Raw genomic sequence first — 23,168 nt, 5'->3', positions numbered from 1 at the left:
CCGGCAGGCATGGTGTGGCTGGATTCGGATGGGCTAGGGAATCAGGACTTGGGCGCCGCGGCGGTGTCGGCCGCCTTGGCCTGCTGCCCCGGGCCTTGCGGCCGGGCGTCCATGGCCACCGGTTGCGGGTCCAGCACCGCGCCGGGGCGCACGCGCTGCAGGCCGTTGACGACCACCCGCTCGCCCGGTTGCAGGCCCTGCGTCACGATGCGCAGGCCGTTCGCGCTGGCACCCAGCTGCACTTGCCGCCACTGCGCCTTGTTGTCGGCGTCGACCACGAACACGAACTTCTTATCCTGGTCGGTGCCGACCGCGCGTTCATTGACCAGCAACGCGGGCGCGGTCTTGACCTGGCCCATGCGCAGCCGCGCGAACTGGCCGGGCATCAGCGCGCCGTCCTTGTTGTCGAACTGGGCGCGCACGCGCACCGTGCCGCTCTTGGCGTCGACCTGGTTGTCGACCCACTGCAGGCGGCCGACCAGCGGCGTGGCATCGTCCGCCGCCGTGCCCATCTGCACCGGGATGCGGTCGACCTGCGTGCGCGCGCCGCCGCCGGGCAGGTCGCGCAGCGCCCGCGTGACGACCTGCTCGTCGGCGTCGAAGCTGGCGTAGATCGGGCTGACCGAGACCAGCGTGGTCAGCACCGGTGCGCCGGCACCGGCCGACACCAGGTTGCCCACCGTGACCTCGACCTTGCCGGCACGGCCGGCGACCGGCGCGCGCACCTGCGTCCACGACAGGTTGAGCCGGGCCGATTGCAGCGCGGCCTGGGCGGCGCGCAGGTTGGCCTGGGCCTCGCGGTGGGCGTTGGCGCGTTCGTCGTGCTCGCGCTGGGCGATGGCACGTTCGTCCAGCAGGCGCTGGGCCCGGTCGAGTTCGCCGCGGGTGAAGGACTGGCGCGCTTCGGCGGCCACCACCTGGGCTTCGGCACGCTCGACATCGGCCGCGTACGAAGCCGGGTCGATGGTGACGAGCAGGTCGCCCTTCTTCACGAGTGCGCCTTCGCGGAAGTGCACCGACAGCACGGTGCCGGCGACGCGCGAGCGCAGGTCGACACGCTCCACGGCCTCGAGCCGGCCCGAGAACTCGTCCCAGGTGGCGACATCGGACTGCGTCACGGTGGCAACCGAGACCGGCGTGGCCTGGGGCGCGGCCGGCAGCGCGTCGGCATGCACCTGGGGCGACTGCAGCATGAAGCCCAGGCCGGCGGCGGCCATGGCCAGCACCAGCGCGGTGCCCACGGCCAGCAGGCGGTTGCGCCGCGGACGGCGTGCGGAATACGGATCGGCAAACGGATCGTTGGTCGGATCGGACATGGCTACTCCCTCGAACAAGAAAACGAGAACAACAAAACCTCTCCGGCCGTTCTGCGGCGGCCGGTCCAGGCGGATCGGAAAGAAGGCCCCTCCCCGTGGGAGAAGGGGCGGACGGCTACTCGGTGCTCTTCTTCGCCGGCAGGTGTGCGGCGAAGAAGCCCTCCAGGCGCGGACGCACCATGGCGGCGCAGGCGCACTCCATGGGCTCGCTGGCCAGCAAGGTGTTGGGCCAACCCGTGGCCGGGGTCAGCATCTCGAAATCGACGGCGACACCGGCGGCGCGCAGCTTCTCGGCATAGGCACGGGCCTCGTCGCGCATCGGGTCGTCGCTGGAGGTCAGCACCAGCGTGGGCGCAATGCCCGCCAGCCGCAGCGAACCGCCCGGCACGGCGTAGGGGTGGGTGGCGTCCTGCGGGCAGCGCAGGTAGTTGCGCCAGCCCTCGGCCCACTTGCCCTGGGTCTCGGTGCAGTTGAATTCACGCACCGAGGCCATGCCCGTGCAGGGGTCCAGCATGGGCGAGACCAGCACCTGGCCGGCCAGCGGCGGATGGGCACGGTCGCGCGCGATCAAGGCGGTGGCCGCGGCCAGGTTGCCGCCGGCTTCCTCGCCGGCCAGGAACACCGGGGCGCCGGTGCCGGCCAGCTTGGCTCGCTGCTTCCAGGCCCACTCGAGCACGCCGTAGCCCACGTCCAGCGCCTGCGGGAACGGATGGGCGGGCGCCAGCGGATAGGCGATGGAGACGACGATGGCGCCGGCCTCGGCCAGCATGCTGGCCAGCTTGACGCCGCAGTCCAGCCCACCGGCCGTGAAGGCGCCGCCGTGGTAATGCACCACGAGCGGTGCCGCCTGGCCGCGCTTCTTCTCCCCGTAGATCCGGGCGGGCACGGGCTCCAGGCCCTTGAGCTCGACCACGGTCTCGCGCCAGCTCGCAAAGCCGTTGCCCTGCGGGGCAGCGGTGGTCGACGGGGTGGCGGTGGCGGCGGACATGGCAGGCTCCTGGAACAGCGTAGAGAGAGGACTCAGGTTGACGATGCTGGTTAATGTAGAGCCGTCGCTGTGTCGGATAAATGTGCAACACACCGCTTCACTGTTTCCGAGCCGCCAACAATGTCCCGAGAATGACAGGGGACAGGGCGGCAGAACCTTTTGGACCTACGGGTATCTACTGAACCCCAACTAGAAGCAAGAAGGAAGCCAATGGACCAGATCCAGTCGATGCGGACGTTCACGCGCGTCGTGGAAGCAGGCAGTTTCACGAAGGCGGCCGAGTCGCTGGATGTGCCCAAGGGCACGGTCACCAAGCAGATCCAGGCATTGGAGACGCGGCTGCGCGTGCGGCTGCTGAACCGCACCACGCGCCGTGTGACCGTGACCGCCGACGGCGCGGCCTACTACGAGCGCACGCTGCGGCTGCTCTCGGACCTGGACGACATCGAGGCCAGCATGAGCAACGCCCAGGCCCGGCCCAGCGGCCGGCTGCGCGTGGACATCGGCGCCTCGGTGGCGCGGCTGCTCGTGATCCCGGCGCTGCAGGGTTTCTTCGAGCGCTACCCCGACATCCAGCTCGACCTGGGCGTCAGCGACCGGCCGGTCGACCTGATCGCCGACAACGTGGACTGCGTGATCCGCGGCGGCGAGCTGACCGAGCAGTCGCTGGTGGCGCGGCGCATCGGCAACATCGACTTCGTGACCGTGGCCTCGCCGGCCTACCTGGCGCGCCACGGCACGCCGGCGCACCCGACCGAGCTGGCGCACCAGCACACCATGGTCAGCTTCTTCTCCTCGCGCACGGGGCGCCAGTACACCCACTCCTTCGAGTGCAACGGCGAGAGCCACGAGATCACGGGCCGCTACCAGCTGGCCGTGAACGAGAGCAACGCGCTGTCCGAGGCCGCGCTGGCCGGCCTGGGCATCGTGGCGCTGACCCGCTTCGACGTGAAACCGCACATCGAGAGCGGCGCATTGGTGCAGATCCTGCCGGACTGGAAGCGCCGCACCCTGCCCTTCTACGTGGTCTACCCGCCCAACCGCCACCTCTCGGCCAAGGTACGCGCCTTCGTCGACTGGGCAGCCGAGCTGTTCGCCCAGAACCCTTACATGCAGGTCCGCTGACAGGATCGCGCGTTCCCGCTACAGTCGCGCCCCCACCGCACCCGCGGGCACCCCAACAGCACAGGAAAGACGAATGGACCAGATCCATTCCATGCGCATGGTCGCGCGCGTCGTCGAGGCTGGCCGCTTCGGCACGCAGATCCGGTCTGTGGGCGGCAGCATGTCCCGCGCCGCTCCAGCCAAGAGGGTCATCGGCCTGCCGACTTGACCTTCCCAAGATGTGAGCTTGGAGACTGCGGCCCTTATCGCAATCCACCCATGGAGAACCACATGATTGCCTCGGAGGTCCACCCTCTGCACCGCGGCCACCGCGCGCGCCGCGCCGACCTGGAGCGCTTTTGATGGACCAGATCCAGTCCATGCGCATGTTCACGCGCGTCGTCGAGGCCGGCAGCTTCACCAAGGCGGCCGAGTCGCTCGACATTCCCAAGGGCACCGTCACCAAGCAGATCCAGTACCTGGAGGCGCGGCTGCGCGTCAAGCTGCTCAACCGCACCACGCGCCGCGTGACCGTCACGCCCGACGGCGCGGCCTACTACGAGCGCACGGTGCGCCTGCTGTCGGATTTCGACGACATCGAAGCCAGCATGAGCAGTGCCCAGTCGCGTCCGAGCGGGCGGCTGCGCGTGGACGTGGGCGCCTCCATCGCGCGGCTGCTCGTGATCCCGCAGCTGCACACCTTCTTCGAGCGCTTTCCCGACATCCAGCTCGACCTGGGCGTCAGCGACCGCCCGGTCGATCTCATCGCCGATAACGTGGACTGCGTGATCCGCGGCGGCGAACTCACCGAGCAGTCGCTGGTGGCGCGGCGCATCGGCGGCGTGGAACTCATCACCGTGGCCACGCCGGGCTACCTGGCCCAGCACGGCACGCCGGCCCACCCGAGCGAACTGGAGAAGGGCCACCGCCTCATCAACTACTTCTCCTCGCGCACCGGCCGGCAGTTCCCGCATCTGTTCGTGCAGGGCGGGGAGCAGCTCGAGATCCTCGGGACCTACCAGCTCGCTGTGAACGAAAGCAACGCGCTGACCACGGCCGTGCTGGCCGGCCTGGGCATCACGCAGGTCGCGCGTTTCGGCCTGCAGCACCACCTGGACAACGGCACGCTGGTGCGTGTGCTGCCCGACTGGAGCCACCCGCCCATTCCGCTGCATGTGGTCTACCCGCCCAACCGCCACCTGTCCGCCAAGGTGCGCGCCTTCGTGGACTGGGCGACCGAGCTGCTCGCGCGCACGCCCTACCTGCAGGCGCGCTGAAGAATCTGGACAAAACGTCTACATCTGGACAAAATATCCAGATGCCGACCGCCAAACCGTCCAGAACCGCTGCCCAGCGCGCCCTGCTGGGCCAGCTCGAGCACATCGCCCAGGGCCTGGGCGAGACCTTCGCGCCGTTCTGTGAGGTCGTGGTGCACGACCTGCTGGACCCCGGTCATGCGATCGCCGCGATCCACAACAACCTGTCGGGCCGCGCCGTCGGCGACCCGGCCACCGAGCTGGGCCTGGCCCGCATCGCCGACCCGGCCTACGCGCCGGTGCTGGCCAACTACGCCAACCGCTTCGCCGACGGGCGCCAGGCCAAGAGCACGTCGATCGGCATCAAGGACGCCGAGGGCCGCTACGTCGCCGCCCTGTGCCTGAACGTGGACTTGACCCTGTTCAAGAGCCTGCAGAGCGCCATGGGCCAGTTCGTGCAGGTCGACGCCCAGGCCGCACCGGCCGAGTCGCTGGACCCGGCCGGCGCCGACGCGATCCGCGCGCGCATCGACCGCTACGCCGCCGCGCGCGCGAGCACGCCGCGCGCACTCAAGGCCGACGAACGCCGCGCGCTGCTGCAGGAGCTCAAGGCCGAGGGCCTGCTGCAGTTGCGCCATGCCATGCAGACCGTCGCCGCCCACCTGGGTGTGTCGCGCGCCACGGTGTACAGCGATGCGCGCTGAAGCCCGCATGCGCCTGCTCGACGGCCCGACCGTGGCCACGCTGCTGGAGCCTGCCGCCGTGCGCGCGGCCGTGGCCGAGGCCTTCGTGCTGCACAGCCGCGGCGAGGGCCGCACCTTTCCCGTGGTGCGCGAGCAGCTGGCAGGCGGCGTGTTCGGCATCAAGTCGGGCGCCGTGCCAAGCCAGGCGCTGCTGGGCTACAAGGCAGCAGGCTTCTGGCCGGCCAACCGCGGCCAGGGCGGCGAGCCGCACCAGGCCACCATCGTGCTGCACGACCCGGCCACGGGCCGGCCGCTCGGCGTGCTGGACGGCAATGCGATCACCAGCGCACGCACGGCCGCCGCCGGCGCCATCGGCCTGCAGCGCCTGGCCCGGCCCGAGAGCCGCGCGCTGTGCCTGTTCGGCACCGGCGTGCAGGCCCGCGCCCACCTGGCCGAAGCGCTGCGCGTGCTGCCTGCGCTGGAGCAGGTGCGCTACTGCACGCACCGCGGCCAGCCCGACGCGGCCTTCGAGGCCGCCTTCGCGGACCGGTGCGCGCTGCGGTTCGCGCCCGATGCCGACACCGCCGTGGCCGCCAGCGACGTCGTCATCACCGCCACGCCCGGCGCCGGCGCCCTCTTCGGCCCGGGCGCCGTGCGCCCCGGCACGCACATCAACGCCGTCGGCGCCGACACACGCGGCAAGCGCGAACTGCCCGATGGCCTGCTCGCACGCGCCAGGCTCGTGGTCGACGACCGCACCCAGGCGCGCCAACTCGGCGAGGCGCAATGGGCGCCCGACCTGCCCTGCACCGAAATCGGCGAGCTCGACGGCGCCGCCCGTGCCCCCGAGGCCATCACCGTGTTCGACCTGACCGGCCTGGCGCTGCAGGACCTGGCCGTCGCGCGCCTGGTGTTGGCCCGCGCCCAGGCCCAGGGCCTGGGCCTGGACATCGCCTGGCCCTGGTAACCCCTTTCTCCACCCGCCCCTTCCACCGCCATGAACGATCTGACCCTGCCGACCTACGAAGACGTGGCCGCCGCCGCACGCCGCATCGAGGGCCATGCCCACCGCACGCCCGTGATGACCTCGCGCACGCTCAACGAGGCCATCGGCGCCGAAGTGTTCTTCAAGTGCGAGAACCTGCAGCGCATGGGCGCCTTCAAGTTCCGCGGTGGCTTCAATGCCTTGTCCAAGTTCGACGCGGCCCAGCGCCGTGCCGGCGTCGTGGCCTTCTCCTCGGGCAACCATGCCCAGGCCATCGCACTGTCAGCGCGCATCCTCGGGATTCCGGCGACCATCGTCATGCCCAGCGACGCACCGGCCATGAAGGTCGCCGCCACCAAGGGCTACGGCGCCACCGTGGTCAGCTACGACCGCTACACCGAGGACCGCGAGCAGATCGGCCGCGAGCTCGCCCAGAAACACGGCTTCACGCTGATCCCGCCCTACGACCATCCCGACGTGATCGCCGGCCAGGGCACCGCGGCCAAGGAACTCATCGAAGAGGTCGGCCCGCTCGACGCCTTCTACGCGCCGCTGGGCGGCGGCGGCCTGTTGTCGGGCTCGGCACTGGCGCTGCGCGCGCTGTCGCCCAAGACGCGCATCGTGGGCGTGGAGCCCGAGGCCGGCAACGACGGCCAGCAGTCGTTCCGCAGCGGGAAGATCGTGCACATCGACGTACCCAAGACGATTGCGGACGGTGCGCAGACCCAGCACCTGGGGAACTACACCTTCGGCGTGATCCGCCGCGATGTGGACGACGTGCAGACCGCCAGCGACGCCGAGCTCGTGGACGCCATGGCCTTCGCCGCTGCGCGCATGAAGATCGTCGTCGAGCCGACCGGCTGCCTGGGCCTGGCGGCCGTGCGCCGCGAGGCCAGCGCGCTGCGCGGCCAGCGCATCGGCGTGCTGCTGAGCGGCGGCAACGTGGACCTCGCGCGGCTGTGCGAACTGCTGGGCGCGCAAGCCGCATGAACTCCGCCGACCTCGCAGCGCTGGAAACCCCGCTGCTGCTGCTCGACGAAGCCCGCATGCAGCACAACATCGCGCGCATGCAGCAGCGCATGGACGCGCTGGGCGTGCGCTTTCGCCCGCACGCCAAGACCAGCAAGTGCGCCGAGGTGGTGCGCCGCCAGCTCGCGGCCGGCGCACAGGGCATCACGGTCTCCACGCTCAAGGAGGCCGAGCAGTTCTTCGCCGCCGGTGTCGACGACATCCTGTACGCCGTGGCCATCGTGCCGTCCAAGTTCGACCACGCGCTGCGTCTGGTGCGCGCGGGCTGCCGGCTCACGCTGCTGGTCGAATCGGTCACGGCCGCCGAGCAGCTGGCCGCGCACGGGCGGACGAACGGCCACAGCCACCGCGTGCTGATCGAGGTCGACACCGATGGCCACCGCAGCGGCATCCCGCCCGAGGACGCACGGCTGCTGGCCGTGGCCGCCGCGCTGGTGGACGACGGCGCAGAACTGGCCGGCGTGCTGACCCATGCCGGCAGCTCCTACGGTCTGAACACGCCCGCAGCGCTGGAGGCCATGGCCGAGCAGGAACGCGCCGGCTGCGTGCGCGCGGCCGAGCGCCTGCGCGCCGCCGGCCACGCCTGCCCCGTGGTCAGCGTGGGCTCCACGCCCACCGCGCTGCACGCGCGCCGGCTCGACGGCGTGACCGAGGTGCGTGCCGGCGTCTACGTGTTCTTCGACCTCGTGATGGCCGGTGTCGGCGTCTGCGGCGTGGACGAGATCGCACTGTCGGTGCTGGCCACCGTGATCGGCCACCGGCCCGAGGCCGGCTGGATCATCACCGACGCGGGCTGGATGGCCATGAGCCGCGACCGCGGCACGGCCAGGCAGACGCACGACCACGGCTACGGCCTCGTGGCCGACCTGCAAGGCCAGCCCATCGCCGAGCTGGGCTTCGGCGAGGCCAACCAGGAGCATGGCGTGCTGCAGTGGAAGGGCGCGAGCGGCGCGAACCTGGAGCAGCGCTTTCCGCTCGGCAGCCAGCTGCGCGTCTACCCCAACCATGCCTGCGCGACGGGTGCGCAGCATGCGGCCTACCAACTGGTGCCAGCCGATGGCGGCGCGCTGCAGACCTGGCCGCGCTTCAGCGGCTGGTGAGGTTCAGAAGACCGACAACCCGGTCCGGCCCACGAACATCTCCAGCGCCTGGCGCCCCAGCGCCGAGTTGCCGGTCGCATCCAGCGCGGGCGACCACACCGCCAACGTGAGCCGGTCCGGCACCACGGCCACGATGCCGCCGCCCACGCCGCTCTTGCAGGGCAGGCCAATGCGGTAGGCGAACTCGCCGGCCGCGTCGTAGGTGCCGCAGGTCAGCATCAGCGCGTTGATGCGCCGCGTCTGGCGCTCGGTGCAGACGGCGCGCCCGGCCCACAGCGGATGATGGCCGTCGCGGCTCAGGTAGGCGGCCGCGCGCGCCAGCTGCAGGCAGCTCATGCGCAGCGCGCACTGGTGGAAGTACAGGTCCAGCACCTGCTCGACCGGGTTGTCGAGCTTGCCGAAGCTCTTCATGAAATTGGCCAGCGCGAGGTTGCGGAACCCGGTGGCGGCCTCCGACGCCGCCACCTCCTCGTCGAAGGCGATGGGCTCGCCCGCCAGTGCCGTCATGAGCGCCAGCAGCTCGGCCTTGGCCTGGCTGCCGAACAGCGTGACCAGCCGGTCGGCCACAGCGATGGCGCCGGCATTGATGAAGGGGTTGCGCGGCCGGCCCTGCTCGAACTCCAGCTGCACCAGGGAGTTGAAGGCGCTGCCCGAGGGCTCGCGGCCGATGCGCTCCCACAGCGACTCGCCCAGGTGCTGCATGGCCAGCGTCAGCGTGAAGACCTTGGAGATGCTCTGGATGGAGAACGGCAGTGCGCCGTCGCCGGCCACCGCCTCCTGGCCGTCGGCCGTGACCAGGGCCACGCCGAAGTGCCGGGCATCGACGCGGGCCAACGCCGGGATGTAGCTGGCGACCTGGCCTTCGGCACCGCGCAATTCGGCCAGCGCCGCGACGATCCCTTCCAGCACGGGCTGGAACGCGGGGCCCGCGCTCACTTGTCGTCGTCGCGCAACTCGTAAAGACCGGGGCGGTCGGTCTGCACGAACACGGGCTGCTCTTCCTCGTTCACGCGGGGGCCGATGGCCATGTTGTCGTCGGCCAGCGCGCTGAGCACGGCTGTGCCGTTCGCCCATGCGTCGCCGTAGGTGGCGGAGCTCTCTTCGGCCGCCAGCAGCACTTCGAAGGGCTCGTCGTCCGCGAAGCGCTCCAGGACGACCCAGCGGTACTCGCCGCTGCGGTACTCCTGCACCGACAGGGCCAGGGATCTGAGTGCGGGCAATGGCATGGAAACAGTCTCCGTCGCTTGCGCGGTGGGTGGGCGCGGCTGATGTGGGTTGCGTGCATGCTAGCAAGCACGGGACCGGCTCACGCCGGGGGATCGAAAAAAAATGCGTGGGCAGCGTCTCAGCGCAAGGGCTTGAGCAGATGCCCCAGGCCGTTGTGGTCGATCTCCAGCATCAGCGCCAGCAGCCGGCCGAGCTCGCCCTTGGGAAAGCCCTCGCGCGCGAACCAGGCCAGGTAGTTGCCGGGCAGGTCGGCGATCACGGTGCCCTTGTAGCGGCCATACGGCATGGCCAGGGTGGTCAGGCGCTGCAGGTCTTCGGGGTTCATGCGGTGTTCTCGGTGCAATGCGGCTCGCAGGAGGCACCATACCCGGGCGCGCCGCAAAGACACACAGAAGATGAGGCCTTCTGTCCCGCTTGGACGGATGCCCGCGTGGCTATAGTGCTTTTGTCATTCCATGTCGAACACCGCGAACACCGCGCCAGCACCGGACCCCGCCCATCAGGCAGGGCCCCGACCACCGGCGCCCTGGCTGCGCGACGCCCTGCAGCGCTGGCAGCCCTGGGTGATCGGGACCACGGCGGCGGTACTGATCCTGCTCGTCGGCATCGCCTTACACAGCCTGCTGCGCGAGGTGCGCTACGCCGAGATCATGCATGCCGTGCACGGCACACCTGCGCTGCAGGTGCTGGCAGGGTTGGCCTTCACGGCCGCGAGCTACCTCGCGCTGTCGGGCTACGACGCCTCGGCCCTGGCCTATGCCCAGGCCAGGGTCTCGCGCGGCATGCTGCTGCTGACCTCGTTCGTCGCCTATGCGCTGGGCAACACCATCGGCCTCGGAACGCTGACCGGTGGCGCCGTGCGCATGCGCCTGTTCGCGGCCGCGGGGGTGGAACCGGCCAAGATCGCCCAGGTCGTGGCCTTCAACGCCAGCGCCTTCCTGCTCGGCATGTCGGCGTTCGGTGCGCTCGCACTGTTGTGGGGCGCGCCCGACGTGGCGCGGCTGCTGCACCTGCCGGCCGGCGTCTTGCGCGGGGCCGCCGCGCTGCTGCTGGCGGGCGTGGCCGTGCTGCTGTGGCTGTGCGCACGCCAGCGCGTGGTGCAGATCGCCGGCCGCTGGACGCTGCGCCTGCCGCCCTTTCCGCTGGCGCTGCGGCAGCTGGCGATCTCGGCCGTGGAGCTCGGGGCCTCGGCGCTCGCGCTGTGGGTGCTGCTGCCCCCATCGGACCTGCCGCTGCCGACCTTCCTGGCCTTCTATGCGATCGCCATCAGCGCCAGCCTGCTGAGCCACGTGCCGGGCGGCATCGGCGTGTTCGAGGCCGTGATGCTGCTGGCCAGCGGCCCCTACCTGCCGACCGAGGCCATGCTGGGCGCGCTGCTGCTGTACCGCGCGCTGTACTACGTGCTGCCGCTGGTGCTGGCCACGGCGCTCCTGGCCGGGTTCGAACTGCGGGCCGGCGTGGGCGCCCAGGTCGGCCGCGCCGCCGCGCCGGCCGTGCGCGCCGCGGCCAGGCTGGGGCCGCGCCTGCTGGCCGCGCTGACGCTGGTGGCCGGGCTGTGGCTGCTGGTCTCCGGGGTGACGCCGTTCACCGAAGACAGCCAGCTGCTGCTGGAGTCGCTCCACATGCCCCTGCCGCTGGTGGAGACGGCGCACTTCCTGGGCAGCGTGGCCGGCCTGGGCCTGTTGCTGGTCGCGCGCGGCCTGCTGCACCGGCTCGACGCGGCCTGGTGGGCGGCGCTGGCGCTGTCCATCGTGGCCGGGCTGCTGGCCCTGCCCAAGGGCATCGCCTGGGGCGAGGCCGCCCTGCTCTCGGTGCTTGCCGTGCTGCTGCTGCTGTCGCGCCGCCAGTTCGACCGGCCCTCCTCGCTGTTCGCGCAGCGGCTGGAGCCGGGCTGGCTGCTGGCCGTGGGCGGTGTGCTGGCGGCCTGCGTCTGGATCCTGTTCTTCGCCTACCAGGAGGTGGCCTACAGCAGCCGGCTGTGGTGGCAGTTCGAGCTCGATGCGCAGGCGCCGCGCTCGCTGCGCGCGCTGCTGGGCGTGGCCCTGGGCGCGCTGGCCATCGGCCTGTGGCAACTCATGCGCCCGCCCGCCGGCGCGGTGGTGCCGCCCACCGACGAGGAGATCGAGCGCGCCGCCGCCATCGTGCGCGCCAGCCCCAGCGCGGCCGGCTGCTTCGCGCTGGTCGGCGACAAGAACCTGATGTTCTCCCCCTCGGGCAAGAGCTTCATCATGTACGGCAAGCAGGGCCGCTCCTGGGTCGCGCTGTTCGGGCCCATCGGCGAGCGCAAGGAATGGGCCGACCTGGTCTGGCGCTTCATCGAGCATGCCAATGCCCACGGCGGGCGGTCGGCCTTCTACCAGGTGCGCCCGTCCATGCTGCCGCTGTTCCTCGATTGCGGACTGCAGGCCTTCAAGCTCGGCGAGTACGCCCATGTGCCGCTGCCCGAATTCAACCTCAAGGGCGCCAAGCGCGCCAACCTGCGCTCGGGGGTGAACCGCGGCGAGCGCGAGGGCCTGGTGTTCGAGGTGGTGCCGGCCGCCGAGGTGGCGCCGCTGCTGCCCGCGCTGCGCGCCGTCTCCGACGCCTGGATGCGCAAGCAGAGCGCACGCGAGAAGAACTTCTCGGTCGGCCGCTTCGACGATGCCTACCTCGTCCGGCTGCCCGTGGCCGTGGTGCGGCGCGAGGGCCAGGTCATCGCCTTTGCCAACCTGCTCGTCACGGGGCAGAAGGAAGAGGCCAGCATCGACCTCATGCGCTACCTGCCCGAGGCCCCGCCCGGCACCATGGACTACCTGTTCGCCAAGACCATGCTGCACCTGCAGGCCGAGGGCTACCAGCGCTTCGGCCTGGGCATGGCGCCCATGGCCGGCATGGCCGAGCGCCGGCAGGCGCCACGCTGGCAGCGCATCGGCCGGCTGCTGTTCGAGCACGGCGAACGCTTCTACAACTTCCGCGGACTGCACAGTTTCAAGGACAAGTTCGAGCCCGTGTGGGAAGCGCGCTACCTGGCCGCGCCGGGCGGGCTGGAGCCCGTGCTGGTGCTGGCCGATGTCGCCACGCTGATCGGCGGTGGCGTGAAAGGGGTGGTTTCCAAATGAAATCCGCGTTGACGCTCGCCTGGCTGGCCTGTGGCGCGGCGCTGGCGCAGACGCCGCCCGTGCAAAGCATCAGCCATGGCCAGTTCGAGCGCGTGCAGGTGCATTCGCCCAGCGGGCCGGTGCGCCAGTTCGCCTTGCTGATGGTCGAAGGCAACACGCCCTCTGCCCAGGAACAGGCCATGCGCAGCCGCCTGCTGGCCGGCGGTGCCATGGTGGCCGAGGTCTCGATGGCGGCCTACCAGGCCAAGGTGCGCGCACAGAAGGAGAAGTGCGGCTACGCCGGCGGCGACTTCGAGAACCTCGCACGCCACATCCAGGCCATGCTCAAGCTGCCGGCCTACTTCGAAAGCACCGTGGTCGGCGCGGGCGACTACGCCGCCTATGCCTACGGCCTGGTCGCGCAGGCGCCGGCCGGCTCGTTCGGTGCGCTGCTGACGACCGGCTTCTGCCCGCGGCTCGTGGTGCAGCCGCCGCTGTGCGCGGTCAACAAGCTCAGCTGGCGCGTGGCCGGTGCCGGACCGGCCGTGGACATGGCGCCGGTGGCGCTCGGCATCCCGTGGATGGCGGCGCCGGGCAACAGCCCTGCGGCCTGCGACGCCGCCACGGCCCAGGCCTTCGTCGCCCAGGTGCCGCAGGCGCGCCAGCGCGCCAGCTTCGACGCCGCCGCGGCCGAGATCGCCGCGCAGCGGCCCGTGCTGGAGGCCGCCCCCGCCCAGCTGGCCGACCTGCCCGTGGTGGAAGTGCCCACGCAGGCCGCCGGCAAGCGCTTCGCCGTGCTGCTGTCGGGCGACGGCGGCTGGGCCAACATCGACAAGGACATCGCCGCCGAACTCGCGCGCCAGGGCGTGCCCGTGGCCGGCTTCGACTCGCTGCGCTACTTCTGGAGCAAGCGCACGCCCGAGGGCGTGGCCGCCGATCTGGACCGGCTGGTGCGCTACTACGCGGCGCGCTGGCAGCGCAGCGAGGTGATCCTGATCGGCTTCTCGCAGGGCGCCGACGTGCTGCCCTTCGCGCTGAACCGCCTGCCCGAGCGTACGCGCGCGGCCGTGCGCCTATCGGTGCTGCTGGCCCCCAGCGAGAAGGCCTCGTTCGAATTCCACGTCAGCAACTGGCTGGGGCCCAGCGGCGACAGGCCGGTGCTGCCCGAGGCGCAGAAGCTGGACGCCGCGCGCACGCTGTGCGTGCACGGCAGCGAGGAAAAGCGCTCGCTGTGCCCGCAGCTCTCGCCCGCGCGGGCCCAGGTGGTCACGATCAAGGGCAACCACCACTTCGACGGCGACTACGCCGGCCTGGCCAAGCGCATCCTGCGCGCGGCCGAGCCCTGAAGCTCAGCGCAACAGGCTGCGCTGCAGGAACGCCAGCAGCCGCGCCGTGACCTCCTCGCGGTTGGTCTCGTTGAGCAGTTCGTGCCGCGCCTCGTGATACAGCACGACCTCGACGTCGCGCACGCCGGCATCCCGGTAGCGCTGGCCGACCAGCTGCACGGCCGCGCCGCCGGGCCCGGCGATCGGGTCGGCATCGCCCGACAGCAGCAGGATGGGCAGGTCCGGGCGCACACGGGCCAGTGCCGCCGGATCGGCCGCACGCGCCAACGTCTCCAGGCCGCGGAACGGCTCGGGCACAAAGCCGCAGGCCGGGTCGGCGCAGTAGGCGTCGACCTCGGCCGCGTCGCGGCTCAGCCACTCGAAGCCTGTGCGGTGTTCGAACCCCTGGTTCAGCGCACTGAGGTCCACCGGCCCTTCGGCGCTCAGCATGGCGGCGATGCCGGCCGGCTCGCTGGTGCCCAGCAGCACGGCCGCCTGCACAGCATCCGAATGGTCCAGCAGGAACTGCTGCGTGGCGAAGGAGCCCATGCTGTGGCCGACCAGGCCCAGCGCCAGGCCCGGGTGCTCGGCGCGGATGCGCTGGTTGAGCTGCCAGACGTCGTCGACCCAGCCGGGCCAGCCGTCGCGGCCCCAGCGGCCGTAGGCACCGGCCGCGCTGCGCCCGGAGCCACGGCCGTCCGGCGCGTAGACCACATAGCCCGCGGCGGCCAGCGCCGCGCCGAAGCGCCGGTAGCGGCCCGCATGCTCGCCCAGGCCGTGCTGCAACTGCACGGCTGCGCGCGGCTGGCCTTCGGGCGCCCAGCGCCAGGTCTGCAGCGCGATGCCGTCGCGCGTGGTCACGGTGATCGTGCTCTCTTGCATGTCGTCTCCTTGTGTTGTTGGGGAATTCTCAGTCGCTGGGCTTGAGGCCGGCGCGCTCGATCACGGGCCGCCACAGCCGCAGCTCCTTGCGCATGAAGTCCGCCAGCTCCTGCGGCGTGCTGCCCACCGGGTCGAAGTAGGCGGTCTGCAGCCGACGCTTCGTCTCTGGATCCTGGAGCACCTCGGCGATGGCCGCGCTCATGCGCTGCACCACGGCCGGCGGCGTGCCCCTGGGCGCCATGTAGGCGAACCAGGGCACGGCCTGGATGTCGGGCAGGCCGGCCTCGCGCAGCGTGGGCAGGTCAGGCAGCAGCGCCGAGCGCTCGGCCGAGCTCACGGCCAGTGCGACCAGCTTGCCGGCCTGCACCTGCGGCATCACGGACACCGGCGGCAGGCAGGCGAAGTGCACGTCGCCCTGCAGCATGGCCGTGGTGGCCTGGGCCGAAGAGGCGTACGGGATGTGCACCGCGAAGGACTGCGTGCGCAGCTTGACGAGCTCCACGCCCAGGTGCGCGATCGAGCCGTTGCCGGTGGAGGCGAAGTTGTACTGCCCCGGGTTGCGCCGCAGCGCGGCCAGCCAGTCCTTGACCGAGGCCACGCCCATGCCCGGCGTGGCCACGCAGACGTTCGGCGTGGTGGCGGCCAGCGACACCGGCACCAGGTCGGTGAAGGGGTCGTAGGGCAGGCGCTTGAACAGCACCGTGTTGTAGACCAGCGGCGCGTTGACCGAGAGCAGGAAGGTCTGGCCGTCCGGCGCGGCCTTGGCCACGAGGTCGGTGCCGGTGTTGCCGCCCGCGCCGGGCTTGTTGTCCACGACCAGCGGCTGGCCCAGCAGCGGACCCAGCCTGTCGTTGACGATGCGCGCCAGGATGTCGGGCGAGGAGCCCGCCGCGAACGGCACCACGATGCGCACCGGGCGCTGCGGCCAGTCCTGCGCGGTGGCGGTCGTGGCCAGCACGGTGCCCAGCGCCAGCAACGCGGCGCGGCGGGTCCAGGCAGAGAGCAAGGGCTGCATGTTCATTCCTCGGAGGCCACCAGCGTGACACGCTCCTTGCGCGTGCTGCCGGCGCGCCACAGCGTGATCTCGACACGTTCGCCGGCCTGGCGCCGCTCCAGCGCATTCAGCACATCGTCGGCGCTGGCCACGGCCTCGCCGTCGATGGCGGTGATCACGTCGCCCGCGTGGATGCCGCGCTCGCCGCGCGTGAACGCACGCAGGCCGGCCTGTGCGGCCGGACTGCCCGGCTGCACGCGCAGGATGGCCACGCCACGCGGCAGGCCCAGCGCGCGGTTGAAGGGCTCGGCGGCATAGGCCACGCCCAGCGCCGGCCGCACGAAGCGGCCGTCGCGGATCAGCCGCGGCACGATGCGGTTGACCTCGTCCACCGGGATCGAGAAGCCGATGCCGGCGCTGGCGCCCGAAGGGCTGTAGATGGCGGTGTTGACACCGACCAGGCGGCCGGCCGAATCGAGCAACGGCCCGCCCGAGTTGCCCGGGTTGATGGCCGCGTCGGTCTGGATCGCGCCGCGGATGGTGCGCCGCGTGACGGATTCGATCTCGCGGTTCAGCGCGCTCACGATGCCGGTGGTCAGCGTCTGGTCCAGGCCGAAGGGGTTGCCGATGGCGTAGACCGACTGGCCCACCTGCAGGTCGGCGCTGCTGCCGATCGGCAGCGGGCGCAGCTGGCCGGCCGGCGCCTCGATCCGAAGCACGGCCAGGTCGCGGTCGGGGAACACGCCGACCAGCTTGGCCGCGTAGTGGCTCTGGTCGGCCAGCGTCACGCGCGCGCCGCTGGCGCCCTGGATCACATGGAAGTTGGTGACGATGTGGCCCTGTGCGTCCCAGACGAAGCCCGTGCCCGTGCCCTGCGGCACCTGCTGCACATTGCGCGAGAACAGCTCGCGCTCCAGGCCCAGCGAGGTGATGTTGACCACCGAGGGCGAGGCCGCCTTGAACACGGTGATGTTGTTCTGCTCGTCGGCCCCCAGCGGGCCGCGCGGCGTGACGGGGCGCGGCGCGGCCTCGGTGCGGGCGAACACGGGCACGGCCAGCGCCATGCACAGGAACAGACCAGGAAGACGGCGAAACAGCGCCATGGAGATCCTCGGGCAAACGACAGCCGGGGATGGTACTGGGCCCGATGGCCCTGCCCCCCGTGCGCGAAACGGCAGGTGCCACGGGCAGCCGCGGCGCATGCGCGATCATCGCCGCATGAACCCCACGATCTACGCCTTCCTCCTCTTCGTGCACCTGGCCAGCGCCGCCTTCTGGGTCGGTGGCATGGCCACCATGCACCTGGCCGTGCGGCCGGCCGCGGCGGCCGTGCTGGAGCCGCCCTTGCGGCTGCCCTTCATGGCGGCGGCGCTGGGCCGCTTCCTGCGCGGCGTGGACGTGGCGCTGGCCGCGCTGTGGATCAGCGGCCTGGCCATGTTCATGGCCATCGGCGGCTTCCGCGGCGCGCACTGGCGCATCCACGCCATGTTCACGCTGGCGCTCGTGATGACGGTGGTCTACGGCTTCATCCGCGGCCGCGTGTTCCCGCGCATGCGCCGTGCCGTGGCCGACAAGCAGTGGCCGCAGGCCGGCGCGCAGTTGGGTACGGTACGCCAGCTGGTGGCGCTGAACCTGGCATTGGGCACGCTGGTGTTCGCGGTGGCATTGGTGGGCCGGGCGGTCTGATCCCGGCGCACGCTGGTCCGCACGACAGGACCAGCAGGTTCCATTGAGTCCCGGGCCTCGCATGCCTAGCATGCGGGCATTCCCCACAGACCCGGAGACAACATGCCTTCCCTGCCCACGCGCCGCGCCAGCCTGGCCGCGCTGCTGCTGGCCGCCATGGCCACCACCCCCTTCCCGGCCACCGCCCAGGGCCGTCCCATCACCATCGTCGTCGGCAGCCCGGCCGGCGGCACCACCGACACGCTGGCCCGCGTGATCGGCCGCATGGTGGGCGACACGCTGGGCCAGCCCGTCATCGTCGAGAACCGCGCCGGCGCCGGCGGCAACATCGCGGCCAGCTTCGTCGCCAAGGCCCCGGCCGACGGCAACACGCTGCTCATGAGCTTCACGGGCCACACCATCAACGCCACGCTGTACAAGAACCTGGGCTTCGACCCGGTCAAGGACTTCACGCCCATCACCATGGTCGCCAAGGTGCCGAGCGTGCTGATCGCGCGCAAGGGCCTGCCGTTCTCCGACACCGCCGGCCTGATCGCGTATGCGAAGAAGAACCCCGGCAAGCTGAACTTCGCGATCGGCGCGCAGGGCTCCTCGCTGCACCTGGCCAGCGAGCAGTTCAAGATGGTGACGGGCACCGACATCGTGAACGTGCCGTACAAGGGCACGGGCCCGGCGCTAGCCGACGTGCTGGCCGGCACCGTGGACCTGATGTTCGCCAGCACCGTCAACGTGCTGCCGCACCAGAAGACCGGCGCCATCCAGCTGCTGGGCGTGAGCAGCCGCGAGGCGCTGCCGCAGTTCCCGGGCGTGCCGCCGCTGACGCAGACGGTCAAGGGCTTCGAGTCCCAGGCCTGGTTCGGCCTGTTCGGCCCTGCAAAGATGCCCAAGGAGACGACCGACCGCCTGTACGCCGCCGTCAAGAAGGCTGTCGAGTCGCCCGCCTACCAGGAGCGCATGCACACCGAGGCCGCCAGCGCCGTCGACATGACGCCCGACGCGTTCGCGAAGTTCGTGGCGCAGGACGTGCAGGACTGGGCGAAGATCATCAAGGCCTCGGGCGCCACGGTCGAATGAACACCATGACCGCACCGCAGACGCTGGCGCAAAAGCTGGTGGCACGCGCCGCCGGCCTGCCGCAGGTGACGCCGGGCGAGACCGTGACCTGCCGGGTCGACCTGGCCATGATGCACGACTCGGGCGGCCCGCGCCGCGTCAAGCCGATGCTGGAAAAGCTCGGCGCCAAGGTCTGGGACCCCGACAAGGTGGTGGTCGTGACCGACCACTATGTGCCCGCCTACGACGCCGACAGCCAGGCCATCGTGCAGATCGCCCGCGACTGGGTGCGCGAGGCCGGCGTGGCTCGCTTCCACGACATGGAGGGCATCTGCCACGTGGTCGTGCCGCAGAAGGGCTACCTGCGCCCCGGCATGTTCGCCGTGGGCGGCGACAGCCATTCGCCCACGGGCGGGGCCTTCGGCGCCTACATGTTCGGCGTGGGCGCCACCGACATGCTGGGCGTGCTCGTGACGGGCGAGATCTGGCTGCAGGTGCCGCACACCATCCGCATGGTGTGGGACGGGCGGCTCGCCGCCGGCGTCTCGGCCAAGGACATGATGCTCTACCTGTGCCGGCGCTTCGGCATGGAGGGCGGCCAGTACCAGGCCGTGGAGTACGCGGGCAGCGCCGTCGCGGCCCTGCCCATGCAGGAGCGCATGACGCTGGCCAACATGACGGCCGAGCTCGGCGGCCAGGCCGGCCTGGTGGCGCCCGACGCGACCACGCAGGCCTGGCTCGCGCAGGCCGGCGCCGGCGATGTGGACATCGCACCCTGGCACAGCGACGCGGGCGCGCCCGTGCTGGCCGAGCACCGCTTCGAGGCCGACCGGCTGCCGCCCCAGGTGGCCGAGCCGCACAGCCCCACGCGCGGCCACGACGTGGACGCGCTGGCCAGCACCGCCATCAATCTCGCCTACGTGGGCGCCTGCACCGGCGCCAAGCTGGAAGACCTGCGCATGGCGGCCCAGGTGCTGCGCGGGCGCAAGGTCGCGCGCGGCGTGCGCCTGCTCGTGGCGCCGGCCAGCCTGCAGGACCAGCAGCAGGCGGCCGCCGAGGGCGTGCTGGGCGCGCTGACCGATGCCGGTGCCGAACTGCTGCCCACCGGCTGCGGCGCCTGCGCCGGCTACGGCGCCCACACCTTCGGCGACGACACCGTGGCCATCAGCACCACGGCGCGCAATTTCAAGGGCCGCATGGGCTCGGCCCAGGCGCAGATCTACCTGGGCTCGCCCTGGACCGTCGCGGCCTCGGCCGTCGCCGGCCGCGTGGCCGACCCACGGGACATGCTGGCATGAATACACCATTCCACCCCGCCACCGGCCAGGCCTGGCTGTTCAGCGACGACCTCAACACCGACCTGCTCGCGCCGGGCCGCTACATGAAGCTGCCGATCGCCGAGATCGCCCGGCACTGCCTGGAGTCCGTCGAACCACGCTTCGCGGCCGAGGTCCGCCCTGGCGACATCCTGTTCGCGGGCCGCAACTTCGGCGCCGGCTCCTCGCGCGAGCAGGCGGCCGAGGTGCTGCGCCACATGGGCATCGCCTGCGTGGTCGCGCAGTCGTTCTCGGGCATCTTCTACCGCAACGCCTTCAACCTGGGCCTGCCGCTGCTGGTCTGCGACCAGGCGCCCACGGTCGCGCCCGGCGCACCCGTGGCCTGCGACCTGGACAGCGCCACCGTGCACGACCACCGCAGCGGCCGCGTGCTGGCCTGCGTGGCGCCGCCCGTCCATCTGATCGCCATGGTCCGCGCCGGCGGCCTGGTGCCCCATCTCGCCCACCGCCTGGCCGCGCAGCGCGCCGCCCCCACGACATGACCACCTTGAAGAACCGGCTGCAATCGCCGGACATCGTCACGGCCCCCGGCGTCTACGACGCCTTCTCTGCGCTGCTCGTGGCGCAGGCCGGCTTCGACGCCGCCTACCTCTCGGGCGCGTCCATCGCCTACACGCGCTTCGGCCGGCCCGACATCGGCCTGCTGTCGCTCGACGACGTCGCGCACGTGACGGGCAGCATCCGCGAGCGCGTGGACCTGCACCTGGTCGTCGACGCCGACACCGGCTTCGGCAACGCACTGAATGTGCAGCGCACCGTGCGCCTGCTCGAACGCGCGGGCGCCAGCGCCATCCAGCTCGAAGACCAGACCAGCCCCAAGCGCTGCGGCCACCTGGACGGCAAGACCCTGGTCCCCGCGGCCGAGATGGCCGGCAAGATCCGCGCCGCCGTGGACGCGCGCCGCAGCGCCGACACGCTGGTCGTGGCCCGCACCGACGCGGTCGCCGTCGAGGGCCTGGACGCCGCGCTGGACCGCATGGACCGCTATGCCGACGCCGGCGCCGATGTGCTGTTCGTCGAAGCCCTGCGCACGCCGGCCGACATGGCCACGGCCTTGACGCGCCTGGCCCCGCGCGCGCCCATGCTGGCCAACATGGTCGAAGGCGGCAAGACGCCCATCCTGCCCGCGGCCGAACTGCAAGCCCTGGGCTACCGCATCGCGATCTTCCCGGGCGGCACGGTGCGTGCGCTGAGCTTCGCGCTGCAGGGCTACCTGGCCAGCCTGCGCCAGCACGGCACGACCGAACCCTGGTGGCCGCAGATGCTGCAGTTCGACCAGCTCAACCAGCTCATCGGCACGCCCGAGATGCTGGCTGCGGGGAAGGAATACGAGTGAGCTTGCGGCCGCGTACAGTGGCCCAATGCGCACCGACGACACGCCGCTGCCGCGCTTCCACCAGGTCCGGCTGGTGCTGCGCGAACGCCTGAAGACCGGCGTCTACGAGCGCGGCCTGCCGCTGCCCGGCGAACGCCAGCTGGCCGAGGAATTCGGCGTGGCGCGCGTGACCGTGCGTTCCGCGCTGGCCCGGCTCGAGGAGGAAGGCCTGGTCGTGCGCCTGCGCGGCAAGGGCACGCTGCCGGCCACGCAGGCCGAACCGCCCAGGCACCTGCGGCTGCGCGGCGGCCTGCTGGACAACATCGTCAACATGGGCCGGCGCACGCGCGTGACGGTGCTGGAGCGGCGCCTGCTGCCGGCCCCCTCGCACGCGGCCGAGGCGCTGCGTGTGGCGCCCGGCAGCCGCGTGCTCAAGGTCGTGCGCGTGCGCAAGTTCAAGGGCCAGCCCATCGCCTACACCGAGGTGTTCCTGCCGCCCGACCTGGCCGACGCGGTCGACCGGGCCACGCTGCAGGACATCCCGATGCTGGTGGCGCTGGAGCAGCACGGCGTGCAGGTGGAATCGGCCGAGCAGACCCTGGGCGCGGCACTGGCCGATCTGCATGTGGCGCAGGCCCTGCGCGTGCCGCCCGGCACGCCGCTGCTGCGCGTGGCGCGCGTGGCCTTCGACCGGGATGGCCGGCCCGTGCAGTTCCTGACCGGTCTCTACCACCCCACACGCTACGAGTACCACATGCAGCTCTCGCGCGTGGGCGGCGCGACCAAGGTTTGGATCGAGAACGACCGGCCGCCGGAGGCGGCGGGCTGACGCCCCGGAAACGCACGGCCCCGCAGTGGGCATTCGCAGCGCCTTGCACCAGCAGCTCCGGCTTCGACGACAGTCGCCAGCATGTCCCGCCTGCTGTTCATGGCCCAGCCCTCGCCCACGGTGCGCGCCGCGATGCAGCACAGCCTCGCGTACTGGCAGTTGCGCGAGCGGCTCGGCGACAGCCTTTCCCCACCCGGCACCTGGCATCAGACGCTGTCGGACCGCTTCTTCGAGGGACGCGACCTGGCGAAGCCCTTGCAGCGGGCGGGCGACAGCGTGCGCGCCAGCGCCTGTACCCTGCTGCTCAACCGCATCCAGGGCGTGGACCACAGCACGCCCGGCCGCCGCGAACGTATCCATTGGGCATTCCGCGCCAAGGGCGAACCTGCCGGCTTCGCGGCCCTGCTGGCAGCGGTGCGCGAGGGCCTGGCGCAGGAGGGGCTGGCCAGCCCCGGCGGCCACACGCCGCATGTCACGGTCAGCGACGACGCACCCATGGCCCTGGGCACCCAGAAGATCACGCCCATTCCGTGGACGCTGGAGGAACTGCTGCTCGTCGAGGGCGGCGGCGAGCCCTATGCCTACGAAGTGATCGCTCGCTGGCCACTGCAGCCGCTGCCCGCGTGCCAGCAGCTCGCGCTGCTGTGAGGCCGCCGGCGCTACGCCCGGCCCAGCAGCCCGCGCAGCCGCCGCACCTCACGCTGCAGTTCGATGATCAGCGCGGCCGCGTCCACGCCCACGCCGAAGTCGCGCTGCAGGCGCCGCGCCTCCAGCGCGCCGCGCAGCGCCTCGCCGTGGAAGGCCCATTGCGCGCGCGGCGCGCCGGGCGCGGTCGGCGCGATCACGCCGGCCTCGACGAGCTCCAGAACCCATTCGAGCCGGTCGCCCGCGGCACGCGCGATCTCCTCGGCGCGCAGCGGATGGTCTTCGTCCACCGGCACGCACTGCACGACGGACACCGTGGTCTGACGGATCTGCATGT

The 23,168-nt window shown here is 71.6% G+C and carries 25 protein-coding genes; 16 read left to right on the top strand and 9 right to left on the bottom strand.

Annotated features, from left to right (window positions below; genetic code table 11):
* Positions 1-41: 41 nt before the first annotated feature.
* Both ASF45_RS13275 and ASF45_RS13270 read right to left on the bottom strand, forming a co-directional pair.
* Positions 42-1,316 carry an efflux RND transporter periplasmic adaptor subunit gene (locus tag ASF45_RS13275; protein WP_082550989.1) on the bottom strand — a complete coding sequence of 425 codons (1,275 nt, stop codon included), beginning with the start codon at positions 1,314-1,316 and terminating at the stop codon, positions 42-44.
* 115 nt (positions 1,317-1,431) lie between these two features.
* On the bottom strand, positions 1,432-2,304 hold the full coding sequence (locus ASF45_RS13270) for an alpha/beta hydrolase (protein WP_056662718.1): 873 nt from the start codon (positions 2,302-2,304) through the stop codon (positions 1,432-1,434).
* 210 nt (positions 2,305-2,514) lie between these two features.
* Between ASF45_RS13270 and ASF45_RS13265 the strand changes: the two genes are divergently transcribed.
* The 7 genes from ASF45_RS13265 to ASF45_RS13240 all read left to right on the top strand — a co-directional run bounded on the left by ASF45_RS13265 (position 2,515) and on the right by ASF45_RS13240 (position 8,461).
* On the top strand, positions 2,515-3,429 hold the full coding sequence (locus ASF45_RS13265) for a LysR family transcriptional regulator (RefSeq protein ID WP_056662715.1): 915 nt from the start codon (positions 2,515-2,517) through the stop codon (positions 3,427-3,429).
* 73 nt (positions 3,430-3,502) lie between these two features.
* Complete coding sequence (locus tag ASF45_RS36835) at positions 3,503-3,637, top strand: hypothetical protein (protein WP_255357792.1); 135 nt, start codon at positions 3,503-3,505, stop codon at positions 3,635-3,637.
* A gap of 133 nt (positions 3,638-3,770) precedes the next feature.
* Positions 3,771-4,685: a LysR family transcriptional regulator gene (locus tag ASF45_RS13260; protein WP_056662712.1), complete on the top strand. Its 915-nt coding sequence runs from the start codon at positions 3,771-3,773 to the stop codon at positions 4,683-4,685.
* Positions 4,686-4,726: 41 nt separating this feature from the next.
* Positions 4,727-5,368: a transcriptional regulator gene (locus tag ASF45_RS13255; protein WP_056662709.1), complete on the top strand. Its 642-nt coding sequence runs from the start codon at positions 4,727-4,729 to the stop codon at positions 5,366-5,368.
* On the top strand, positions 5,358-6,314 hold the full coding sequence (locus ASF45_RS13250) for an ornithine cyclodeaminase family protein (protein ID WP_056662706.1): 957 nt from the start codon (positions 5,358-5,360) through the stop codon (positions 6,312-6,314). The genes ASF45_RS13255 and ASF45_RS13250 overlap by 11 nt, the downstream gene beginning before the upstream one ends.
* A 30-nt stretch (positions 6,315-6,344) precedes the next feature.
* Entirely contained in the window at positions 6,345-7,322 is a 978-nt protein-coding gene (locus tag ASF45_RS13245; protein WP_056662703.1) for a threo-3-hydroxy-L-aspartate ammonia-lyase, read from the top strand.
* Positions 7,319-8,461, top strand: coding sequence for an alanine racemase (locus ASF45_RS13240; RefSeq protein WP_056662699.1), 1,143 nt, complete (start codon positions 7,319-7,321; stop codon positions 8,459-8,461). The genes ASF45_RS13245 and ASF45_RS13240 overlap by 4 nt, the downstream gene beginning before the upstream one ends.
* Positions 8,462-8,464: 3 nt before the next feature.
* On the opposite strand, the gene ASF45_RS13235 is transcribed toward ASF45_RS13240, so the two are convergent.
* From ASF45_RS13235 to ASF45_RS13225, 3 genes are all read right to left on the bottom strand, one after another.
* Positions 8,465-9,397 (bottom strand): glutaminase, encoded by a 933-nt coding sequence (locus ASF45_RS13235; protein WP_056662697.1) that lies wholly within the window; start codon positions 9,395-9,397, stop codon positions 8,465-8,467.
* On the bottom strand, positions 9,394-9,687 hold the full coding sequence (locus ASF45_RS36435) for a hypothetical protein (protein WP_056662694.1): 294 nt from the start codon (positions 9,685-9,687) through the stop codon (positions 9,394-9,396). Before ASF45_RS36435 ends, ASF45_RS13235 begins: the two co-directional genes overlap by 4 nt.
* A gap of 119 nt (positions 9,688-9,806) precedes the next feature.
* Positions 9,807-10,013 (bottom strand): DUF3820 family protein, encoded by a 207-nt coding sequence (locus tag ASF45_RS13225; protein WP_056662692.1) that lies wholly within the window; start codon positions 10,011-10,013, stop codon positions 9,807-9,809.
* Between the two features lie 130 nt (positions 10,014-10,143).
* Here ASF45_RS13225 and mprF point away from each other — a divergent pair, with 130 nt between their 5' ends.
* Positions 10,144-12,786, top strand: coding sequence for a bifunctional lysylphosphatidylglycerol flippase/synthetase MprF (gene mprF, locus ASF45_RS13220; protein WP_056662689.1), 2,643 nt, complete (start codon positions 10,144-10,146; stop codon positions 12,784-12,786).
* Positions 12,783-14,111: a virulence factor family protein gene (locus ASF45_RS13215; protein WP_063887660.1), complete on the top strand. Its 1,329-nt coding sequence runs from the start codon at positions 12,783-12,785 to the stop codon at positions 14,109-14,111. The genes mprF and ASF45_RS13215 overlap by 4 nt, the downstream gene beginning before the upstream one ends.
* A 3-nt stretch (positions 14,112-14,114) precedes the next feature.
* Here ASF45_RS13215 and ASF45_RS13210 read toward each other — a convergent pair whose 3' ends face one another.
* Genes ASF45_RS13210 through ASF45_RS13200 form a run of 3 tightly spaced genes read right to left on the bottom strand, consistent with a single transcriptional unit; the run spans position 14,115 to position 17,069 of the window.
* Positions 14,115-14,972 carry an alpha/beta hydrolase gene (locus ASF45_RS13210; protein ID WP_056662684.1) on the bottom strand — a complete coding sequence of 286 codons (858 nt, stop codon included), beginning with the start codon at positions 14,970-14,972 and terminating at the stop codon, positions 14,115-14,117.
* 28 nt (positions 14,973-15,000) lie between these two features.
* Complete coding sequence (locus ASF45_RS13205) at positions 15,001-15,987, bottom strand: tripartite tricarboxylate transporter substrate binding protein (RefSeq protein WP_056663306.1); 987 nt, start codon at positions 15,985-15,987, stop codon at positions 15,001-15,003.
* Positions 15,988-15,989: 2 nt separating this feature from the next.
* Entirely contained in the window at positions 15,990-17,069 is a 1,080-nt protein-coding gene (locus ASF45_RS13200; RefSeq protein WP_056662681.1) for a S1C family serine protease, read from the bottom strand.
* 115 nt (positions 17,070-17,184) lie between these two features.
* Here ASF45_RS13200 and ASF45_RS13195 point away from each other — a divergent pair, with 115 nt between their 5' ends.
* From ASF45_RS13195 to ASF45_RS13165, 7 genes are all read left to right on the top strand, one after another.
* Entirely contained in the window at positions 17,185-17,652 is a 468-nt protein-coding gene (locus tag ASF45_RS13195; protein ID WP_056662679.1) for a CopD family protein, read from the top strand.
* Between the two features lie 102 nt (positions 17,653-17,754).
* Positions 17,755-18,726: a tripartite tricarboxylate transporter substrate binding protein gene (locus tag ASF45_RS13190; protein WP_056662675.1), complete on the top strand. Its 972-nt coding sequence runs from the start codon at positions 17,755-17,757 to the stop codon at positions 18,724-18,726.
* A 5-nt stretch (positions 18,727-18,731) separates the two neighbouring features.
* Complete coding sequence (locus ASF45_RS13185) at positions 18,732-20,003, top strand: 3-isopropylmalate dehydratase large subunit (RefSeq protein ID WP_369802128.1); 1,272 nt, start codon at positions 18,732-18,734, stop codon at positions 20,001-20,003.
* On the top strand, positions 20,000-20,524 hold the full coding sequence (locus tag ASF45_RS13180; RefSeq protein ID WP_056662669.1) for a 3-isopropylmalate dehydratase: 525 nt from the start codon (positions 20,000-20,002) through the stop codon (positions 20,522-20,524). The genes ASF45_RS13185 and ASF45_RS13180 overlap by 4 nt, the downstream gene beginning before the upstream one ends.
* Positions 20,521-21,378, top strand: a complete 858-nt coding sequence (locus tag ASF45_RS13175; RefSeq protein ID WP_056662668.1) for an oxaloacetate decarboxylase — start codon at positions 20,521-20,523, stop codon at positions 21,376-21,378. The genes ASF45_RS13180 and ASF45_RS13175 overlap by 4 nt, the downstream gene beginning before the upstream one ends.
* A gap of 25 nt (positions 21,379-21,403) precedes the next feature.
* On the top strand, positions 21,404-22,186 hold the full coding sequence (locus tag ASF45_RS13170; protein WP_056662665.1) for a GntR family transcriptional regulator: 783 nt from the start codon (positions 21,404-21,406) through the stop codon (positions 22,184-22,186).
* Positions 22,187-22,267: 81 nt separating this feature from the next.
* Positions 22,268-22,834 carry a 2'-5' RNA ligase family protein gene (locus tag ASF45_RS13165; protein WP_056662662.1) on the top strand — a complete coding sequence of 189 codons (567 nt, stop codon included), beginning with the start codon at positions 22,268-22,270 and terminating at the stop codon, positions 22,832-22,834.
* Between the two features lie 11 nt (positions 22,835-22,845).
* On the opposite strand, the gene ASF45_RS13160 is transcribed toward ASF45_RS13165, so the two are convergent.
* Positions 22,846-23,166 (bottom strand): chaperone modulator CbpM, encoded by a 321-nt coding sequence (locus ASF45_RS13160; protein ID WP_056662660.1) that lies wholly within the window; start codon positions 23,164-23,166, stop codon positions 22,846-22,848.
* Positions 23,167-23,168: the final 2 nt, after the last annotated feature.

It is taken from the genome of Pseudorhodoferax sp. Leaf265, assembly GCF_001422365.1.
GTDB lineage: Bacteria > Pseudomonadota > Gammaproteobacteria > Burkholderiales > Burkholderiaceae_C > Pseudorhodoferax.
The sequence above is the reverse complement of the archived record's forward strand: the minus strand, read 5'-3'. Positions and strand labels throughout refer to the sequence as shown.

What these genes read in the sequence shown, in the direction of transcription:
- ASF45_RS13275 (WP_082550989.1), bottom strand. Translation starts at nt 1,316, where the DNA reads ATGTCCGATCCGACCAACGATCCGTTTGCCGATCCGTATTCCGCACGC.
- ASF45_RS13270 (WP_056662718.1), bottom strand. Translation starts at nt 2,304, where the DNA reads ATGTCCGCCGCCACCGCCACCCCGTCGACCACCGCTGCCCCGCAGGGC.
- ASF45_RS13265 (WP_056662715.1), top strand. Translation starts at nt 2,515, where the DNA reads ATGGACCAGATCCAGTCGATGCGGACGTTCACGCGCGTCGTGGAAGCA.
- ASF45_RS36835 (WP_255357792.1), top strand. Translation starts at nt 3,503, where the DNA reads ATGGACCAGATCCATTCCATGCGCATGGTCGCGCGCGTCGTCGAGGCT.
- ASF45_RS13260 (WP_056662712.1), top strand. Translation starts at nt 3,771, where the DNA reads ATGGACCAGATCCAGTCCATGCGCATGTTCACGCGCGTCGTCGAGGCC.
- ASF45_RS13255 (WP_056662709.1), top strand. Translation starts at nt 4,727, where the DNA reads ATGCCGACCGCCAAACCGTCCAGAACCGCTGCCCAGCGCGCCCTGCTG.
- ASF45_RS13250 (WP_056662706.1), top strand. Translation starts at nt 5,358, where the DNA reads ATGCGCGCTGAAGCCCGCATGCGCCTGCTCGACGGCCCGACCGTGGCC.
- ASF45_RS13245 (WP_056662703.1), top strand. Translation starts at nt 6,345, where the DNA reads ATGAACGATCTGACCCTGCCGACCTACGAAGACGTGGCCGCCGCCGCA.
- ASF45_RS13240 (WP_056662699.1), top strand. Translation starts at nt 7,319, where the DNA reads ATGAACTCCGCCGACCTCGCAGCGCTGGAAACCCCGCTGCTGCTGCTC.
- ASF45_RS36435 (WP_056662694.1), bottom strand. Translation starts at nt 9,687, where the DNA reads ATGCCATTGCCCGCACTCAGATCCCTGGCCCTGTCGGTGCAGGAGTAC.
- ASF45_RS13225 (WP_056662692.1), bottom strand. Translation starts at nt 10,013, where the DNA reads ATGAACCCCGAAGACCTGCAGCGCCTGACCACCCTGGCCATGCCGTAT.
- mprF (WP_056662689.1), top strand. Translation starts at nt 10,144, where the DNA reads ATGTCGAACACCGCGAACACCGCGCCAGCACCGGACCCCGCCCATCAG.
- ASF45_RS13215 (WP_063887660.1), top strand. Translation starts at nt 12,783, where the DNA reads ATGAAATCCGCGTTGACGCTCGCCTGGCTGGCCTGTGGCGCGGCGCTG.
- ASF45_RS13210 (WP_056662684.1), bottom strand. Translation starts at nt 14,972, where the DNA reads ATGCAAGAGAGCACGATCACCGTGACCACGCGCGACGGCATCGCGCTG.
- ASF45_RS13205 (WP_056663306.1), bottom strand. Translation starts at nt 15,987, where the DNA reads ATGCAGCCCTTGCTCTCTGCCTGGACCCGCCGCGCCGCGTTGCTGGCG.
- ASF45_RS13200 (WP_056662681.1), bottom strand. Translation starts at nt 17,069, where the DNA reads ATGGCGCTGTTTCGCCGTCTTCCTGGTCTGTTCCTGTGCATGGCGCTG.
- ASF45_RS13195 (WP_056662679.1), top strand. Translation starts at nt 17,185, where the DNA reads ATGAACCCCACGATCTACGCCTTCCTCCTCTTCGTGCACCTGGCCAGC.
- ASF45_RS13190 (WP_056662675.1), top strand. Translation starts at nt 17,755, where the DNA reads ATGCCTTCCCTGCCCACGCGCCGCGCCAGCCTGGCCGCGCTGCTGCTG.
- ASF45_RS13185 (WP_369802128.1), top strand. Translation starts at nt 18,732, where the DNA reads ATGACCGCACCGCAGACGCTGGCGCAAAAGCTGGTGGCACGCGCCGCC.
- ASF45_RS13180 (WP_056662669.1), top strand. Translation starts at nt 20,000, where the DNA reads ATGAATACACCATTCCACCCCGCCACCGGCCAGGCCTGGCTGTTCAGC.
- ASF45_RS13175 (WP_056662668.1), top strand. Translation starts at nt 20,521, where the DNA reads ATGACCACCTTGAAGAACCGGCTGCAATCGCCGGACATCGTCACGGCC.
- ASF45_RS13170 (WP_056662665.1), top strand. Translation starts at nt 21,404, where the DNA reads ATGCGCACCGACGACACGCCGCTGCCGCGCTTCCACCAGGTCCGGCTG.
- ASF45_RS13165 (WP_056662662.1), top strand. Translation starts at nt 22,268, where the DNA reads ATGTCCCGCCTGCTGTTCATGGCCCAGCCCTCGCCCACGGTGCGCGCC.
- ASF45_RS13160 (WP_056662660.1), bottom strand. Translation starts at nt 23,166, where the DNA reads ATGCAGATCCGTCAGACCACGGTGTCCGTCGTGCAGTGCGTGCCGGTG.